At 41.8% G+C, this 17,444-nt stretch carries 12 protein-coding genes; 5 read left to right on the top strand and 7 right to left on the bottom strand.

What is annotated here, in order from left to right:
• The first annotated feature begins 402 nt into the window (after positions 1-402).
• Positions 403-5,262, top strand: coding sequence for a DUF262 domain-containing protein (locus PEB0122_RS05230; protein WP_075915923.1), 4,860 nt, complete (start codon positions 403-405; stop codon positions 5,260-5,262).
• Positions 5,263-6,061: 799 nt separating this feature from the next.
• On the opposite strand, the gene PEB0122_RS05225 is transcribed toward PEB0122_RS05230, so the two are convergent.
• Positions 6,062-7,225 carry an MFS transporter gene (locus PEB0122_RS05225; protein WP_075915921.1) on the bottom strand — a complete coding sequence of 388 codons (1,164 nt, stop codon included), beginning with the start codon at positions 7,223-7,225 and terminating at the stop codon, positions 6,062-6,064.
• 869 nt (positions 7,226-8,094) lie between these two features.
• Here PEB0122_RS05225 and PEB0122_RS05220 point away from each other — a divergent pair.
• From PEB0122_RS05220 to PEB0122_RS05210, 3 genes are all read left to right on the top strand, one after another.
• Entirely contained in the window at positions 8,095-9,105 is a 1,011-nt protein-coding gene (locus PEB0122_RS05220) for a putative FMN-dependent luciferase-like monooxygenase (RefSeq protein ID WP_075915919.1), read from the top strand.
• A 42-nt stretch (positions 9,106-9,147) separates the two neighbouring features.
• Entirely contained in the window at positions 9,148-9,732 is a 585-nt protein-coding gene (locus tag PEB0122_RS05215) for a CMD domain protein (RefSeq protein ID WP_075915917.1), read from the top strand.
• Between the two features lie 68 nt (positions 9,733-9,800).
• The gene (locus PEB0122_RS05210; protein WP_075914716.1) at positions 9,801-10,409 is read left to right on the top strand and encodes an alkylhydroperoxidase domain protein; all 609 of its coding nucleotides are present in this window, start codon (positions 9,801-9,803) and stop codon (positions 10,407-10,409) included.
• A gap of 23 nt (positions 10,410-10,432) precedes the next feature.
• Here PEB0122_RS05210 and PEB0122_RS05205 read toward each other — a convergent pair whose 3' ends face one another.
• The 6 genes from PEB0122_RS05205 to PEB0122_RS05180 all read right to left on the bottom strand — a co-directional run bounded on the left by PEB0122_RS05205 (position 10,433) and on the right by PEB0122_RS05180 (position 17,055).
• Positions 10,433-11,218 (bottom strand): heme ABC transporter ATP-binding protein, encoded by a 786-nt coding sequence (locus PEB0122_RS05205; protein WP_075915915.1) that lies wholly within the window; start codon positions 11,216-11,218, stop codon positions 10,433-10,435.
• Positions 11,215-12,294 carry a FecCD family ABC transporter permease gene (locus PEB0122_RS05200; protein WP_075915909.1) on the bottom strand — a complete coding sequence of 360 codons (1,080 nt, stop codon included), beginning with the start codon at positions 12,292-12,294 and terminating at the stop codon, positions 11,215-11,217. Before PEB0122_RS05200 ends, PEB0122_RS05205 begins: the two co-directional genes overlap by 4 nt.
• A gap of 136 nt (positions 12,295-12,430) precedes the next feature.
• A complete protein-coding gene (locus PEB0122_RS05195; protein WP_083650228.1) occupies positions 12,431-13,363 on the bottom strand; it encodes a heme/hemin ABC transporter substrate-binding protein in 933 nt (310 codons plus the stop codon).
• A 21-nt stretch (positions 13,364-13,384) separates the two neighbouring features.
• Positions 13,385-14,428, bottom strand: coding sequence for a hemin-degrading factor (locus PEB0122_RS05190; protein ID WP_075915907.1), 1,044 nt, complete (start codon positions 14,426-14,428; stop codon positions 13,385-13,387).
• Positions 14,429-14,442: 14 nt separating this feature from the next.
• Complete coding sequence (gene hemP / locus PEB0122_RS05185; RefSeq protein ID WP_075914712.1) at positions 14,443-14,610, bottom strand: hemin uptake protein HemP; 168 nt, start codon at positions 14,608-14,610, stop codon at positions 14,443-14,445.
• Between the two features lie 207 nt (positions 14,611-14,817).
• Positions 14,818-17,055 carry a TonB-dependent hemoglobin/transferrin/lactoferrin family receptor gene (locus PEB0122_RS05180; RefSeq protein WP_083650226.1) on the bottom strand — a complete coding sequence of 746 codons (2,238 nt, stop codon included), beginning with the start codon at positions 17,053-17,055 and terminating at the stop codon, positions 14,818-14,820.
• Positions 17,056-17,162: 107 nt separating this feature from the next.
• Here PEB0122_RS05180 and PEB0122_RS11715 point away from each other — a divergent pair, with 107 nt between their 5' ends.
• Entirely contained in the window at positions 17,163-17,336 is a 174-nt protein-coding gene (locus PEB0122_RS11715; protein WP_158025417.1) for a hypothetical protein, read from the top strand.
• Positions 17,337-17,444: the final 108 nt, after the last annotated feature.

The raw sequence follows: 17,444 nt of genomic DNA, 5'->3' as shown, positions 1-17,444 counted from the left end.
TATTTTATGTAAGAGAAATATGTGAAGTCACTAGTTACACTATTTCAGACATTTTTTCCGAACACATCCATCAATACAATTCATTACAGTTTTTAAATTCCCCTTGTCCATTCAGCGTAATGATAGTTTAAGTGGAAAATCGTTTTTGTTGTTTCTTTTTCTATATTTTTGTACCGGCTGTTCGGGGGGTATTACTTCCGGAAAGAGTGCCCTATTAAAAAGAATGAAAATAGAGTAATCAAGTTGATCAATTGATGAAACGTTATAACTGATTTAGAATTAAATTTGCATTCAAGTTTAAAAAAAATTTTTGCACTTCTATTTCAATAATTGCGTACCGAAACGAAACAATATAATTCTTGTTCAGAATTTTTATTTTTTAAAGATTGTCAGAAAATCAATATGAATACAGAGCAAGATATAGGAAATACCGACGACGAATATTCCAAGCGACTATCCGGAAACAGCGGTGAATTACGTGCCCTTAACGAGTTGAAGGGAAATTTTATTATTCCGGGCTATCAACGTGGGTACCGATGGAATGACCAGCAGATTAATGACTTGTTAAATGATATTTTCGACTTTTATGAACAATTCAAGAAAGGAAAAGAAAACAAAATCTATTTTCTTCAACCTGTTGTGGTTATGGAGAACGATAGCTCGAGAACCGGTAACGGTGAAAAAGAAAATGGACCGGAAATAAACATTGTTGATGGTCAACAACGTTTAACAACAGTGTTTTTATTGAACGCAGTCCTATTGAACCAATATGATGAGCAAATTCAGGGAAAAATTGATAATTCACGATGCCAAAGTGCAAAGAGTGATTTCATTGATTATACGCTAACCATTAAGACACGGAATAAAAGTACTAAATTTTTAAAATATATCGGAAAGTTTATAAAACGCAGAAAAAAAGATATTAACAATAAAAAATGCGAAGATCGTAGATATGTACATTTTAATAATATAGATTTACAATTTTTATATAATGCCTACATGACAATAATTGAATATATTGAAAATATAGAAAATAGTATTAACCAGAATAACAGAAAAATTATCAATTGGTCAGAATTTTATAGGGTATTTGCTAATCAGGTAAAGGTACTTTGGTACGTAATTGATAATAACGACTCCAGCGGTGAAATAGCGGCATTTACACGTTTGAATAGCGGAAAAATTCCATTAACTAATGCCGAGCTAAGCCGCGCAACACTTCTCAATCCTGCTTATTACAAATCGGAAAATAGCAAAAACGATAATGCAAACTTGCCGGATATTGAAACGGAACGTGGCTTGATTAGCATTGGGTGGGATAATCTCGAATATGAGTTGCGAAAACCGGAATTCTGGGGATTTCTCGGTTTTTCGGAAAATGACTGTTCGTCGAATGTTCAAGATCAACGAAACAAAAGTTTTGAAGACGAGCGTTATCAAACGCGCATAGATTTTCTTCTGGATTTTCATTTTTCCCAAAAAAACAAAGAAGATAATACCGAAAATAGCGATCGAGATAGAAATCTTCCTCCTTTTATAAAACTCGAAGACGAATTGAAAAAAGCTAAAAAGAATAATTTTTCTATTAATAATGTAAAGCAGATATGGGAATCAATCCAGCTTGATCTATGGAAGTTACAAACCTGGTATGACGATAATGATCTTTATCATTGGATTGGTTATTTATTCGCTGAAAAACGAATGAATCCAGACCTGTTTTCAAAATTTAAAGATCTGAAAAAAGACGAGTTAAAGGAAGAAGTTAAAGGTTATATCAAAAGTTTTTATCAGGATTTGGATACGGCTCTGGAATATACTTACGATACTAATGAACCAGGATGCGAAAGGCTCCTGTTTTTATACAATGTCGAATATGTGAGAAGTATGAAAACAACCGGCACAAAGCACCGATATGACTTCTCGGCCCATCATCAAAAGAAATGGACGATAGAACACATCAACGCGCAAAATGTTGAGGGACTTAACACAAAAGAACAATGGTTGATTTGGTTAAAAAGCCATCGGGGAGTGTTGGACAGTCCTGGTGAGGATAAGAAAAACCAGAATGAGGAAAACAAGAAAAAAGAACTGATCGCGCGCGTGGATGAATTGATAGATAAGCTCGAACGTTCCGGGCAATTAAAATCGTCAGACCTCAGAAAGGAGTTTTTGAAGCTGTCCGATGAGATAGTGGAAAAAATTAATCCGGCAGATGACTATGGCACCAAGGACTTGCACGAGCTGTCGAACCTTGCGCTTCTTGACGGTTCGGCAAACAGTGTTCTGAACAATTCGATTTTTCGTGTCAAACAGAACAAAATTATTGAAGAAATGAAACAAGGCAATTTCATTCCACCCGCTACACAAGCTGTATTCTTGCGCTTGTTTAGCATGGAAGAACAAGATCATCTATATTGGACAGCGAAAGATCGCGAAGCATACCTCGGTGACATCAAAGAAAAAACTAACGTACTTATTGGGATGAAAATGATGGGGAGCGGCAAAGTTCAAAGCTTTTATCAACTTTTGCAAGACACTGAAGTTGTTATCCCGATGATCCAACGTGATTATGCGCAAGGACGTCTCACCGAAAAAGTGAAGTCTATTCGCCACGACTTTTTGGATGCACTTTATAAGGCGTGTAAAGAAATAAAGCCGCTACATCTCGATTTTATCTATGGGGAGGAAGATGAAGGGGTTTTCAAGCCATTTGATGGGCAACAACGGCTGACTACATTGTATTTGTTGCACTGGTATGCAGCAGTAAAAGCCGGAAAATTAGCCGATGAAAAGGAATTTTTTAACCGCTTTGGTTATGAAATTCGTGAAAGCACAAGGGTGTTTATTAAAAAGCTTAATAATGAAGTCGTTTTTTCATCGGAACAGCTTTCCGACGGCAACGATATTTCGTCAATTATTAAAAATGCTCGCTGGTATGTTTCCAGATGGAAATTTGACCAATCAATATCCGGTATGCTGGTCATGCTGGATGCGATTCATAAGAGATTTAGCGATATTCCAGATCTTTGGAAAATATTAACTGACGAGCCGCCGCTTATCACATTTTTTTATAAGCCATTGCAGGATCTGTCTTTGTCAAGCGATGAAATATACATAAAAATGAACGCGCGCGGCAAACAACTGACCGAATTTGAAAATTTCAAAGCAAAATTTGTGGAACTGCTGAGAGAAAAATCCTTGAGAGGAGAACTGGAAACCAAAACGCCATTGGACGAGATCGAACGATGTTTTGATACGACATGGATACAAATTTTTTGGGATAATGTTCGTCCACGCGGTGATGCCAGCAAAACTCATTCAGACAGTAACGTCAACGAAAATGATGAAGCGATTTTATGCGACAAAGCATTTGCGCGTTTTTTGCGTTATATCGGCACCATTTTATATCTCTTGGCTGAACAAGAATTACCTTCTGAAGATAATGAAGCAATAAATCCGCCAGACGATTTCCGAACTATGAAATTGTTCGCGATATTTAAACATGTCGTAGAAACAAAATCTTTTTTGTCGGATATAGACGGTAATAATATTGACGGATTAAAACGTTTACTCGACGGAATAAACGACATCGGTAACGATGAAATAGACAAGATATTCAAAAAAATTTTTTATAAAAAGAAGATGAATGTTAAAGACGAACATGGTGAATTGTCTTCAAAAATCGCACTCTATAACATAGAAGAAAATAAAGACGTAAATATATTCAGTAATTTAATAAATAATGAAAAGGAAGAAACAATTTATTACCAACTTCTTTTATTTGCGTTTCTATTATTAATATGGAGAAAAATTTCTCATGATAAGGATGCGAAGTTGGCGATTAATGAGGATGATATAAAGGCGATGCGGAAGGCGCTGCGTCCCATTCGCAATCTTCTTGAGAATTCAGCCTCCGATCTTCGATATGAAAAATATCCGTCTCAATTACGTGAAACGGTGAAGCTTATTTTAACTGATCATTTAAGTGAAAAAGAGAATAGTGTTTCACCCGATCTGTCGAATAGTGGTTCACTGGATCAAGTCGACAACAAAAACGAATGGATCAAGGACACCAATTTCAATGTTTATCAAATAAATGAAGAAGCGGTAAAACAGAAACTGCGCCGACAACATAAAGGCGATAAAAAATTTCTGAACGCATTGAACCGGCTTGAAAATCATGAATTTTTTCGTGGTAATTTAGGTGCGTTTTCTCAGTGCAAACAGCAGGATCAAGCGGAGCCGGAAAAGTTTATTTGCTTTGATCCTAAAAATATTGAAGCGGGAGATAGACTCTTCAGTTATTTTGCATATCCTCCCGAGAGTAGGCTACCAAAAGATTCTTTTCCACCGGCGGATTCTTTGCTCTCGGCGGACTCTTTGCTACTAAAGAATTCGTTGTTATGTGAGGACGATTATGCTTTGTCAACGGGATCATATTTTACCTATGGAGCTTTACAGGACATCCGTCATAAGCAATCTACTTGGAATTCAATTTTTAATAGAAGCTTATACAATCAACGGATAAATTGTCGGCGAGCAGTCACGAAATTATGCCGCTATATTTCAAACCCGAATTTTCCTTATCAAGATGACATTGATAAAGAAAAAAACGAAAAAACATTAAGAGTTAAACTTAAATGTAAAAACAGAAAATGGATTAAACGTTGCGAAAAATACAAAATATTCTGTTTTAATTATTATTTAGTAAAATATTCAAAAAATTTTATACCAAGACAATCTAAGTATAAATTGTTGAAAGAAGAAATATACGGACATTTATTTACTAGCAATGTATATTTTAAACATAAAGTAAAAGTATATTGGAACCCGTTTCTATTTTGTGTTTCGGAAATTTTGAAGAAAGAATTGGATAAAGAAATAAAATTTTTACCATTTGGACCTGAAGACCTAGGTTCGGAGCGCGATTTTGAGGATGAAGGTCTGGAAATAGAAAAAGGAGTCTATCTCCATGGGGTTGATACCGGTTGGAGGATATCATCTTCACCTATTGATAACGCTGATAGCCCTCAGTGTAGCGACGAGCTAAAAAACCGCTTTAAAGATAAAAATGATCTCGCTCCATTATTCAATAATGATAATGTTGTGTCGTCAGACAAAGACCAAGGCATTATAGTATTGAAGGGGAAGGATAAGGATTTGCCTGTAACGGGTGATGAAAAAAAGGAGACATGTCGGGACTATGACGAAGTCGATCGTATTGATTACATCGTCAACTTTTTCAAAAATCGTGTAAATTAAACGATAGTGATAACTATCATGGCATAAAGTGCTTTCAATATCATAAGGTATTATGGACACATTTCCTGTAGTCCAATCGGAATATTTGACGGTTTTTGGAAAGTTATGTGTCTTAGACGGCCGCCGTATAGTTGAAAACCAAAAAATTATCGGAATCTTTACGTAAATGTCGGGATTTTTATATCGTGATTTTTGCTGCGGGTAACTGCGGGGGGCATGATCTTGAATTAATTTCCAATTGTCGCTCTCACTTTTCCCGTTCCGCCTTTTTTTATTGGGCATCAAGTCGAGGAAATTCATCTAACTCTTATATAGGCCTGTTGTGTTTAACCTTATCTGCCGAATTTTCGGTTCGCCAGTGCTTACGTAACAGGATGGCGGGACGAATGCTCATTCTTTCTTTAATTACCTGCTTGCCGCGGAGCCTTTTCAAATATCTAGCAAATACTAGCTCGCGGAAAACACGTTAGTTCTAATCCACGCTATTATATCTGCGAAGTCGATGATCTATTGATTGATAAAGAACAGTGACCGGCTTTGCTAAAATCGATCTGGCTTATTTTTTAGATGAATGTTGCTAACGATATTTTTTCCCGTTGCGGCTTTCCCTTGGGCGAAAAACATTGGCACGGCGAGCGGTGATATTTATGCATTGAAATATAATGGTCTTGGATAACGTGTTTATTTTTTGCAAGTTACTGCAGCCGGGCTTCCTGATAAACTATTAGCCAAAAGCGGGGTCATTCGAAACGACAAAGCAACAAGGGCATAGCAGGCGCGTCTGATCTAACGTTTGGTATTATCCGTCCAAAGAAGATTTAGTTTTACCTGTCCATAGAAGAACAAGAGCAATAATAACAGGTAGCATAAAATAACCGGGCAGTGTTGCGGGATAAACTCCATATGAAACAAGAACGCCGCCAATCATCGAGCCTATCGACCCTCCGAGATAGACGGATGACTGGTTTAAACCGACTGCCAGATTACCATCGCCTTTATCCTCCCTGAGTTTTATGAGTTCATTGTTCTGGGGCACTTGCAGCGCCCAGCCAACCGCACCCCATATAACGAGGGGCAATGAGATCAACGGCAGATAGATATGTGACAGTAAAGCCAAACCGATAAATGATAGTAAAAGCAATCCGAGAATAACGAACAGGATTTTTTTCAGATCGTAGTCATCGACAAAATATCCGATCAGAATACTTCCACAAACGCCCCCCAAGCCCCAATACCATAAATAAACCGTCACATATGCCTCTTTATTTACGGCGCTCACAAATGGAGATAGGAAAGTATACATTCCCAAGCTCGATATTGCTGCAAAAAAAGAGATCAATAGAACTCTCACAACGGGCCATTCGGATAAAAGGGCAAAACGGGATTTTTCGGATTTTATCATTGTTGATGGCAAGGTCGGTAAACATAGAGATAAACCGATGAAAGCGATACCGCCAAGAATGCTCACGATTATCATAGCGCTTCGCCAACCGAAACGATCGGCTATAACGAGCGAAGCGGGAACGCCGATGACAGTTCCAATTGCCATACCCGCCATTATTGTTGAAATGGATTTGCCCTTTTTCTCGTTGCTGCTTAGTCGGGTCGACGCTGTTATTCCGCAAGCAAGAAACGCACCGGCAGAGGCTCCCGCTATAGCGCGAAGAAGAATTAAAAAATAAAATTCCGGAACGATCACACATGCGGCATTGGCAATAACAAACACCCCAAGATAAATGCAAACATTGTTTTTAAGATCACGATGTCCTGTCATTCCCACCAGAACGGGAGACAAAAGACCATAAGGTAGCGTAAAAGCAGTTACCAACTGCGCGGCCAAGCCGATTGAGACGCCAAAATCGTTACTAATCAGAGGGATTAAACCGGCTGTCATATATGATGAAAGCCCCAAGGCTAATGCCGATAAGGATAAACAGATGAGTGATATTCTTATAGATGACATGTTGCAACGCTCCTTCTCATTCCGGTATTTTTTAGCTTTTAGCGTTGGCCATTATAAAAATAATGAGAGCGGAACGTTTAACACTTGAAATAGCGAATGGTGATCTAATCTTTTCCGGAAAATACCGCGGTATCCGAGCTTCCTTGCGTGAATGACTTCGCCCATATGTTCCGGAACTAAAATATGATGACCGGAATATCGATATGTAAAATCAATTAGTTTTTACCTAACTTTATTTATCAACTTTATAAGGGATTTTATAACAGATAAAATTACCTGCATTGCGAGATGAAACTCGTGAGATGAAATGCTTGTCAGATGGGCTGACAGGAAACTTAAACAACGGAATTTAACAAACTGGTTTAATGCGAAAAACGAATAAGTTTAAGAACGTGGTAACGTATTCAATATTCGATAAAGTCTTATTGAAGCGGTGATTTTTCGGCTGCAAGCCGATAGTTTATAGGGGCTGGAAGTTTCTCGGAAAATCGAGACGGAGGCCTATGCATATCGAAATCAAATAATCTGAAAGCTACGCAATGCGGATGTTACGTTCTATGAAAACGATTACGAAATCCGTTTTCAATATTAAAAATATTGGCTTAATTTTTTTGAATCCTGAATATTCAAAATTAAAAAATAACGTTTTTTAAAAGCGAAAAACTGTCCAAAATTTTAGCATTGGATCCGCACCGAAGCATGCAAAATAATATTGAGACAAATTTTCTAACAATCTTAACAATTATATCAATTAAATTTTTATCAAAGTCGAAAACGAGAAATCCATTCTTTGTCGGTTGTCTGCCAAGCGTTTAGGCTTTTTGCCGGAAAACATTTTATTTGATGTTTGTTGGAAATGGATTTTTATAATGGCAAATAACCAAAGAAAGCTTGGCTTTTTTTCACGCCTTCTTGATAATGTACCTGCTGGTGAACGTTACAAGTTGGCGGAGGAACAAATAATTTTTGCAGAAGAATTGGGCTTTGAAACCGCCTGGGTTGCCCAACACCATTTTCACCCTCAAGAAGGTGGCCTTCCATCGCCTTTTGTTTTTCTTTCAAATGTTGCTGCAAAAACCAAAAGGATAAAGTTGGGAACGGGAGTTATCACTTTACCGATGGAAAATCCCGTGCGCGTTGCAGAAGATGCAGCGGTTGTCGATCTTTTATCGAATGGCCGTCTGGAACTGGGGTTTGGCACCGGAGGAACACGCGAGTCATTTGAAGTGTTTGGTGTCAATCCGGATAAACGTGGCGAAGTTTATGCCCATCATCTTGAAGTGTTGCGTCATGCCTTTGCCGGAGAAGATCTGTTGGATGGTAACCGGCTTTATCCAAGTGCTCCCCATTTGTTGCGTCGTTTCTGGATGGCAACATTTTCTCCGTTCGGAGGTAAGCTTGCCGGCGAAAAAGGCGACGGGCTAATGTTGTCGCGCACACAACCGCGTCCTGCTGATAACCTTTATGCTTCGCTTGATGAAATACAAAACCCGATCATTGACGCTTACCTCGCAGCACTGCCTGCAAGTGTCAAACCCCGCATCATGGCATCCAGAAGTTTATTTGTATCTCGCGATCGTGCCCATGCTCTCGAGTTAGCTGAAAAAGGATTAAAAAAGGCTGCCAAACGGTTGGGTAAAGCCTTATCGAACAAGAAAAGCGACACCCTTGAAGATCTTATTGTTGCGTTTGACCAACATGTCGGAACGCCGGAAGATGTGATTGCATCGCTGAAGAAAGATACCTCGCTTAATCGTGCAACAGATGTCGTTTTTCAGGTGCACTCCGTTGATCCGCCGCACGAAGATATCATGAAATCGTTAGAACTCACGGCAAAAGAAATTGCGCCTGCATTAGGCTTGAAACTTGCCACACATTGAAACAGGATTTGCCAGGCGAATATTCGCTGTAAGGAACTAAAAATGTCCCAGCTTGATGTCATCGATAAGCTTGTTGGCTCGCCATTGGAGCTACGCAAACGTCGGCCAATTACGAAAGATCAGGCTCAAAAGAGTTATGAAGCGCTGTTTTTAAACGTCAAAGATGGCGACTTTTCTTTGCAAGGTCGCTTTGCAATTGCAACTTTTGTTTCCCGATTGCATGGCTTTGAAAAAGCTATCAAATTTTATGAAAATGAATTGAAAAAACTGCAACCGGATTGGGCGGAAGTTATTCAGGAGGCAGCCGATTCTGCGAAAAGCACAGGGCCATTTGGCAGTTATCCCGATGGCCCGCTTACCAAAGAAAATACTTCCGGAAAAACGTGGAATGCTGACGCTAAAGTAAAGAATTTTTTGGGAGAAAAATTGGCAGCCGCATTGACGCATAGTCATCTTCTTGTTTTTCACCCGCGGGATTGTGAGGCACACCATCTCGAAGCATTGAAACAAGCCGGTTGGAGCAATGATGAAATCGTTACTCTTTCACAACTGGTTGCTTTTTTGAGCTTCCAGTTGAGACTTGCTCTGGGGCTAAAAGCACTGGCGGCGAATAAAAAAACAAATTAACGGCAACTTTCAAGCTTTATTGAAAAGCTGCATAATAACCCACTTTTATAATCGGGAATTGAACGAGAATGAACACAAAATCCGTTAATTCGACCAAGAAAAGTAAAAGACCTAATGTCTTTACGCGCGGAAACCTCGATTGGATTGCTTGGATCGAACCGGTTGCGGAAGACAGTTTGAGCGAACGTCAACGCGGTGCTTTAGTTGAACCGGCTCGTGCAAAATCGGATTATTTCCGTTTGCTGGCGCGCGATCCCGATATATTGGAAGCGCGAACAAGGACAGATAAAGATATTTTTTATAATACTGTGGATGGCTTGCCCCGTGCCGAGCGGGAACTTGCAGCCGCTGCAACATCGCGCTTTAACGGCTGCATTTATTGTGCTTCTGTTCATGCCAGACATGCGGCTGTTTATTCAAAAAAACCAGCTGATGTTGACGAACTCCTCGATAAGGGGATCTCTGCCGATTTAGGAGAACGCTGGAACGCCATTGTTTCTGCTGCATCAACACTCAGTCAAACACCGCCAGTCTTCGGACAAACAGAAATCGACGCGCTTCGTGCCGTCGGTCTTGATGATGATGAAATTTTCGATGCTATCCACGCTGTCAGTTTTTTTAATTGGGCCAACCGTTTGATGTTATCACTGGGCGAACCGGAACTTGAGCAAAAATAACATGTCTGAAGTTCATACTTCGATCATAAACAAGCCGATTGAGGGAGAACAAAAGGCACACCCTCGGCAGGTATTTTGCCAACGGTGAGCTTGCAATGATAGATTTCACGCAGCATGGGTGTGGTCAAGACTGCTGCTGGCGAACCTTCTTTGATAATATGTCCATGGTCCATGACAATAATTTTGTCACTATAATGGGCGGCCAAATTGAGATCATGCAAAATAGCAATAACGCCGCCACCGGCTTTTGAAAAATTGCGGGCAATATCCATAACAGCGAGTTGATGATAGATATCCAGACTTGCGACCGGTTCATCCAGAAATAACCAGCGTGGAATACCATTGAAAACCGGTTCCCAAATCTGGCACATTACGCGGGCGAGCTGCACGCGAGCCTGATCCCCACCAGATAATTCATGATAAAATCGTCCTTCATAGCCTGCCAAATCGACCTTCTCTAACGCCATTTCAGGCAGTCTCTTCTTAATAAAGTCGGGATCAAGACTGTTTGAAAGACCGAGCGCTACGACTTCTCTGACAAGGAAGGGAAAACTCACATCGGTTGATTGTTGAAGGACCGCTCTTACCAATGCCATTTCAGACGGTTTTTTTCGGGCTATGTCTTCGCCGTTAATTGTTATTTTTCCACTATAGGAAAGTTCGCCGCTTAAAGCTTTGATAAGTGTGGTTTTTCCCGAACCGTTGGTTCCGATAATCGTGGTTACATGTCCAGCTTGTGCCTTGAAGTTCAGGCTGTGCAATATAAGGCTTTTTCCGAGGGTTAGTTCGAGCTTTTCGGTTTCGATCATGGGTTAAGTGTTCCACGTTGTTTAAGCAAAATCCACAGGAAGAAAGGACCTCCGATCAAAGCGGTGATGATGCCGATTGGAAGTTCGGCAGGTGCCACAACGATGCGCGAGACAGTATCGGTTATAATCAGCATGGAAGCACCGAGAAGTGCCGAACAAGGTATGAGAAAACGATGATCGGGGCCGATTGTGAGGCGCAAGATATGAGGCACGATAATTCCGATGAAACCAATATTGCCACTTACAGATACAGCACCACCACACATGAAAGCGACAAGAAAAATTGTTAAATATTTCAAGCGTTGAACCTCGAACCCCAGATGTCCGGCAACAGCTTCATCAAGCGATAAGGCGTTCATTCCGCGTGAAAGAAATGGCGCAATAACAAGACCGGTTAGAATGAAGGGGCAGGCGATTGCAACACGTGACCATGTGGCACCGGCGAGTGAACCAAGGTTCCAGAAAGTTATATCTCGCAATTGGTTATCATTGGCAATGAAGATGAGGAATCCCAATATGGCCGCACATAAGGCGCTCAATGCAATTCCGGCAAGTAACATCGTGGCAACGGATGTCCGGTTATTTCTGGTTGCGATAAAATACAAAATAATGGTTGTTATCAAGCCGCTGGTAAAGGCGCCGGTGACAATCGTGAAACTTCCAAAGAAGCTTATAAAAAACGGTGGCAACAGGGATGAACCGACAATGATGATAACGGCTCCCAAAGCGGATCCGGATGATACGCCCATGATTCCCGGATCGGCGAGAGGGTTACGGAATAAACCTTGCATAAGCACGCCGGAGATAGCGAGTGCAGAACCAACCAATGCAGCAAGAATAACGCGTGGTGGCCGGATGTTGACGAGCACCAGATAATCACGTGATTTGGAACTCTCTAAAAAGCCATTTCGAATAACCGATTTTAAAAAATCGGAAATTGAAACGTCATAAGCTCCCAAAACCAGACCGCAATATACGGACGTGAAAAACAGTGCGAGGAGTAAAAATATGGCTATTTTTCCCCGAATGCTGCGATCACCTTCGACCGGATGATATGAAAACAATGTCGCTACCATGTTGTTTTGCTCATACGTGCCTGTTCAGATAAAAAGAACGCGAAAAAGAATGAAACAGGTTTTAAGCCAATCAACCCCACCGGTAAGGTTTACGTGGCGGAAGTACCTCTCCGCTTTACAATCCGGCATCATTTCGTCACTCGCTTTTATAGAGAGTTTGAATGACTTCACGTAAGGCAATCGGCGTTCTTGGACCGAAGCCTAATAGATAAAGTCCGTCCATTTGTTTGATTGCCCTCTTTTTAAAAGCCGGTGTCGTCTCGATCGCAGGTATTTTATTTATATCGTCGACTGTTGTGTTCGTAGCGGAATGAGCCATCAATAAAATCAGATCCGGTCGGGCGCCGATGATGGCTTCATCGGTAAGAAGCTTATAGCCGTTAAAGCCGTCAATGGCATTTGTTGCGCCTGCCAGTTTGATGATACCATCAGCGGCTGTATTCTTTCCCGCGGCCATGAGACGCCCATTTTGTATTGTCAAAACAAAAAGGATGCGTTTCGTGTGGGGTAAATCTTTTAACAGCGCATCGTTTTTTGCAAACTCTTCATCAACAGTTGCTATCAACTGTTGCGCTTTTTCTTGTTTGTGCAACGCATGACCGATTTTTAAAATCTTTTCGTTAATTCCTTCCCTTGTAAAATGTTCAGCGACTTCAACCATCGGTACACCGGCATTTTCCAGAATTTCGATTGTCGAAGCGGGGCCACTCTGCTGATCGAGCAAAATGGCTTCGGGACGAAGAGACAAAATGCCTTCGGGCGATAAATTTCGCATGTAACCGACATCAGGCAGGTTTTGTGCCTCTGCCGGATAGGTGCTTGTCGTATCGCGGGCGATTAACCGGTCACCCGCGCCTAAAGCATAAACAATTTCTGTCAATGTTCCGCCGATTGATATGATCTTTGCGCCTTCGGGAAATTCATCGACCGGATTGGCTATCGCCTTCGCCGGAAAAAGCGCGATGACAAGTGTTGCTAAAAACCACAGAACAATGTCTGGTCGATTAGGCCGAAAAATATCCGGCCAAACAGAACGCGCGTCATCGTTATCAGCGAAAACATATTTCATCAGTATCAATTTCCATGATTGTTACGCGACTGCCATTTCCGGCGCAGGCGGAAGCTCGCTTAACAAACTGCGCCAATCTTCACGCTCCTGTTCGCAGGCACTCCGTTTTCCGAAAAATTGAATAATCATTTCACCATTCTGGTCGAAAACTTCCAATGAACTGACATAACCGTCGCTGGTCGGTTTGCGTACATTCCAGATGCGTGAAATTCCCGACGTGAGCAGGTGAAGATGAAATTTTTCGTCCAGAATATTGAACCAGCCGTCAATTTTTTTGAGTTTTTCAATTTTTCCGGTAAAAATCTGGATGCATCCCTTATTACCGACGAAACACATAATGGGAACTTCCCGTTCGGCAGCACTTTGCAGAAGAATTTCGACTGAATCGCCACGCACTTCATTGGCGAATTCGCTCCCAACAAGCTTCACTGCGTCGTGTCGGCCAATTTTAAGTTCTTTCAAAATGTCATGAAGCTGGTGAACGTCGGTCATTTGCCGCCAGCGATTGCGGAATTCTTCAATATCCGCATTGTGTATCGGCGAATTATCATAGGGTGTCGCTCGTAAAACCCGCAATTTTTCCTTCGTCGCATCAACCTTTAAAAGAGCGACAAGTTTATTCCATTCGTCAAGATTGGTTGTTGGTTCGGGATAGAGTTTGAAAACAGCCTCGCCATAAGCATCGAAAAACTGTAGGCTATCCACAATCCTGTCACGGACAGGCATGGTGCGTACGAATGCAAATTTCCAATTGTTTTGGAAAATACGAAGATCAATTTGGCCAAGCGTCATAGAAACGTCGCTTCCGGGGAAAACATTCTGGAAATGGCCTTTCTTTTCACTCACCGCATATTCATTGCGGGTAAGAGCCATTACTTCGCCAAGCTTATGGGCGTTTTTTAGCAATAGTGGAACATCGATTTTGAGCCTTTGCGCTTTACCGGTCGGAATGAAAGCTTCAACCAGTTCGGCTTCCGAAATACCTATAGATTTTACAAATTCTCTATCTCGTAAATCCTTATCTTGCTCACGCAATGAAAGGATAGTTCCGCTCTCGAGTGTCATGGGTGTCCGCCTTTCTATTTATTCAGAATAAGTTTGCCAAAACGGGTGATTTTCAGCCGATAAACAGCCCCCTCATGATGGATCAATACTTCCTTTTTCGCGCCGAATAACGCTTTGCTTTCAATCATCATGAGAGATTGCCTCATCGGGTCTCTTGATTGCAATTCAAGGTTTCTCTGCATTCGTTTTTACCTGTCATCCATAAACATGATAATTTTTATCATGTTTTATAAAATGGCAATACACTTTTTCGTATAGTCAGAAAATGGAAGTTTCATTTTGTGTTCATGTCACAGCTCTTTCAGCTATTTTTAGAAGCCAAATTGTTGAAACCGGTTACCTCGTAAGTCGGTCCGTTCAATCCAGCCCGCGCTCTATCGGGGATTGCGTTAGAATTTTTGTGTGAAGGAGATTTTGAATGTGCGTCCGGGCTGACTATAATAATCTTTCGGCGAAGCTGGCGCCGAAGGAAGATCGACTGCATTCCAATAACGCTTGTCAAAGAGATTATAGATACCGGCTTGTAATCTGGGGCCTTTTTTGCCAAGTGGTTGCCACCATCCGGTAAGGTCAACGAGTGTATAACCCGGAGTTTTGGAAAAATCGGAGTTTTCTTCAACTTTGTTGCGCTTTGCTGCTGCCGTCAAAGAAACATCCGATCCCCATTGTTCACGTGCATACCCCACACTGATGATCCCTTTCAGCGCAGGTATGGAATTGAGGTGCTCATCATTGTCGGTGTCTTTTCCTTCAGCGTAGGCGAGAGCGGCATTGGTGTGCCAACCGTTTGAAAAAACAATATGTCCTTTTGCCTCGATACCGGAGATGCGAACGTGAGCGCGATTGATATAATTCAAGCGTTGAAGCATGAATTCACGGTTTGCACCCAAATCGATTTCATCAATAAAATTGCGGTAATAATTCGAGAAAAGGCTAATGGATCCTCCAAGATCATCATTGCCGAGCTTTGCCCCTATATCGTAACCGTTACTGGTTTCAGGTTTGAGATCGGGATTGCCGCGGGTATAATAAAAACCCGGATTGGTATAGTTCAGATAAAGCTCGGTAACGCTGGGAGCACGAAATGCCTGTGCCCATTGTGCGTAAAGCGTTACATCGTTTAATGCATCCCATTCGGCCCTAAGTTTTGGCGACAAGTGTGACCGGCTGTTATTTGGCGGATAGCCCTCGAAGCCTGCACCATGTTCATAAGCATAAGTGTCTTGCGGACGATGTTCGTACCAATCGTAACGTAATCCGGGTGTCAATCTCAAACGGTTAGCGAGAAAACCAATTTCATCTTCGGCAGTCAAACCGAAAATCGTGCTATTTGTATCCGGAGAATCCGATTGGTTGATGTGCATGAATTTGCACGCCATGAAAGGCCCTTTAAACGGCGGGGGAGGGCAGTTATCCTCGCCTTCAGCATATTGTTGGAATTTTGAAGATGACGCTTCGGTTGCTAAACGCAATGTATGTGTTGTCGACCCTGCTTCAAGTTTTTTCAGTCCGGCAATATTGATACCATAATCAGTGTCGCGAATTAGATTGTCCCGCATATAATAACCTTTTGGGATGGATATGCGGTCGGATTCCGATTTTTCATCGGTGCGTTGCCGTTGCCAGTAAACAATTCCATGTGCTTCATCAAGGAAGCCGCCTCCATTATAGTCGTAAGACAGAGAGAGACGCTCACGGCGTTTTTCATCGTCTTCTGTTCCCGAACCGGGGCGGTAGGTGGATGTTGACAAATTGTAGGTATCAATGTCTTTGGAAAGATTGAAACGCTCGGCAGTGAAACCAACCCGTTGGCTGCCGTCGATGTGTTGATATAGTTTGAAAAGCAAATTATCCTGATCGAATGTTGTCGGGTTCATATCGACACGGTTTGCACCATATCCTCCTCCAATTCCGTTGTTTTCACGCTGTTTCCCGCGCGTATAGCCACCCTGGAACAAGGCGTAAGTCTGTTGTGCACGCATTGCGAATGCTTCGTTGATACGCCAACTGCGATCGGTTGAAGCATAGCTGCCTTTTGTCAGGCTTGCCCAATTCTTGTCAGTTGTCAGAAGGTCTTCAGGATCAAGTGTGCGTAGTGCAACGACACCGCCCAATGCTCCCGAACCGTAGAGGCTTGAATCGGCTCCATGAATAATATCCAAAGTTGAAAGCGATGAAAAATCGAACAGCGATATGCCATTTTTGACTTGTCGCGATCCGTCATAAAGCCACGGAAGACGAATACCGTCGATTGTTGTCAGTACGCGGTTCTGGTCGAGCCCCCTGATATTAAAACTGTCGCTTGCAGAATTATAGTTGATAGCAGGATCAAGCCGGTCAATATCATGAACATCGTCAACCTGTTTGTCGGCTATGTCTTTGGCCGTTTTACGCTCGGTTAAAATAGTAGGACTATTGAGTTTCAATAATTCGGATTTTGATTTAACGATGACGGGATTAAGCTGCGTTTCACTATTTTCCGCCACCTGAGCAAAAACCGACATAGGAATCACGATTGTCAGGGGAACCGCGATTGTCAGGGGAACCGCGATTGTCAGGGGAATTGCTATTGCCAGCCCTCCCGACGCAGCACATGTTTTCAGTCTCGTCCCGATCTTAAGCAGCATTACCTCGTCCCTCGCTTTTAAGAATAATATGCATATGGAAAAAGCGCCTGGCTTGCTGGATTTTTAACCGGCTGGCTGAGCAGAATTTTCAACGCCCCGAACGTTGATTGGCTGCTTATACAAAACATGATAAAAATAATCAAGAAAAACCTGTGCAGGACAGAAAACCTGAACAAGACGGATTGGCGACGATTAGCTGCACTTATCTGCTATGCCGTAAAGATGTGGAATATGCGGGTCTCACCCAAAAAAGGCGGGAACTTGGCAAAAAGGTTTTATAAACGGGTTTGGTTTATCTTCAGGAGCGATTAACGCGGAAAGAGACGAAAAGTCATTGTATGCAAAAACCGGTTTGATTAAAACAAACGGTATCCCAATCATCATAGGAA

It is taken from the genome of Ditibartonella apis, from assembly GCF_001952075.1.
Classification (GTDB): Bacteria; Pseudomonadota; Alphaproteobacteria; order Rhizobiales; family Rhizobiaceae; genus Bartonella; species Bartonella apis.
Note: the sequence above shows the minus strand (reverse complement) of the source record. Positions and strands in the feature narration are given on the sequence as shown.

Coding starts and splice junctions, on each gene's coding strand:
- PEB0122_RS05190 (WP_075915907.1), bottom strand. CDS start 14,428: ATGACACTCGAGAGCGGAACTATCCTTTCATTGCGTGAGCAAGATAAG.
- PEB0122_RS05200 (WP_075915909.1), bottom strand. CDS start 12,294: ATGGTAGCGACATTGTTTTCATATCATCCGGTCGAAGGTGATCGCAGC.
- hemP (WP_075914712.1), bottom strand. CDS start 14,610: ATGCAGAGAAACCTTGAATTGCAATCAAGAGACCCGATGAGGCAATCT.
- PEB0122_RS05205 (WP_075915915.1), bottom strand. CDS start 11,218: ATGATCGAAACCGAAAAGCTCGAACTAACCCTCGGAAAAAGCCTTATA.
- PEB0122_RS05230 (WP_075915923.1), top strand. CDS start 403: ATGAATACAGAGCAAGATATAGGAAATACCGACGACGAATATTCCAAG.
- PEB0122_RS05195 (WP_083650228.1), bottom strand. CDS start 13,363: ATGAAATATGTTTTCGCTGATAACGATGACGCGCGTTCTGTTTGGCCG.
- PEB0122_RS05220 (WP_075915919.1), top strand. CDS start 8,095: ATGGCAAATAACCAAAGAAAGCTTGGCTTTTTTTCACGCCTTCTTGAT.
- PEB0122_RS05180 (WP_083650226.1), bottom strand. CDS start 17,055: ATGCTGCTTAAGATCGGGACGAGACTGAAAACATGTGCTGCGTCGGGA.
- PEB0122_RS05225 (WP_075915921.1), bottom strand. CDS start 7,225: ATGTCATCTATAAGAATATCACTCATCTGTTTATCCTTATCGGCATTA.
- PEB0122_RS05210 (WP_075914716.1), top strand. CDS start 9,801: ATGAACACAAAATCCGTTAATTCGACCAAGAAAAGTAAAAGACCTAAT.
- PEB0122_RS05215 (WP_075915917.1), top strand. CDS start 9,148: ATGTCCCAGCTTGATGTCATCGATAAGCTTGTTGGCTCGCCATTGGAG.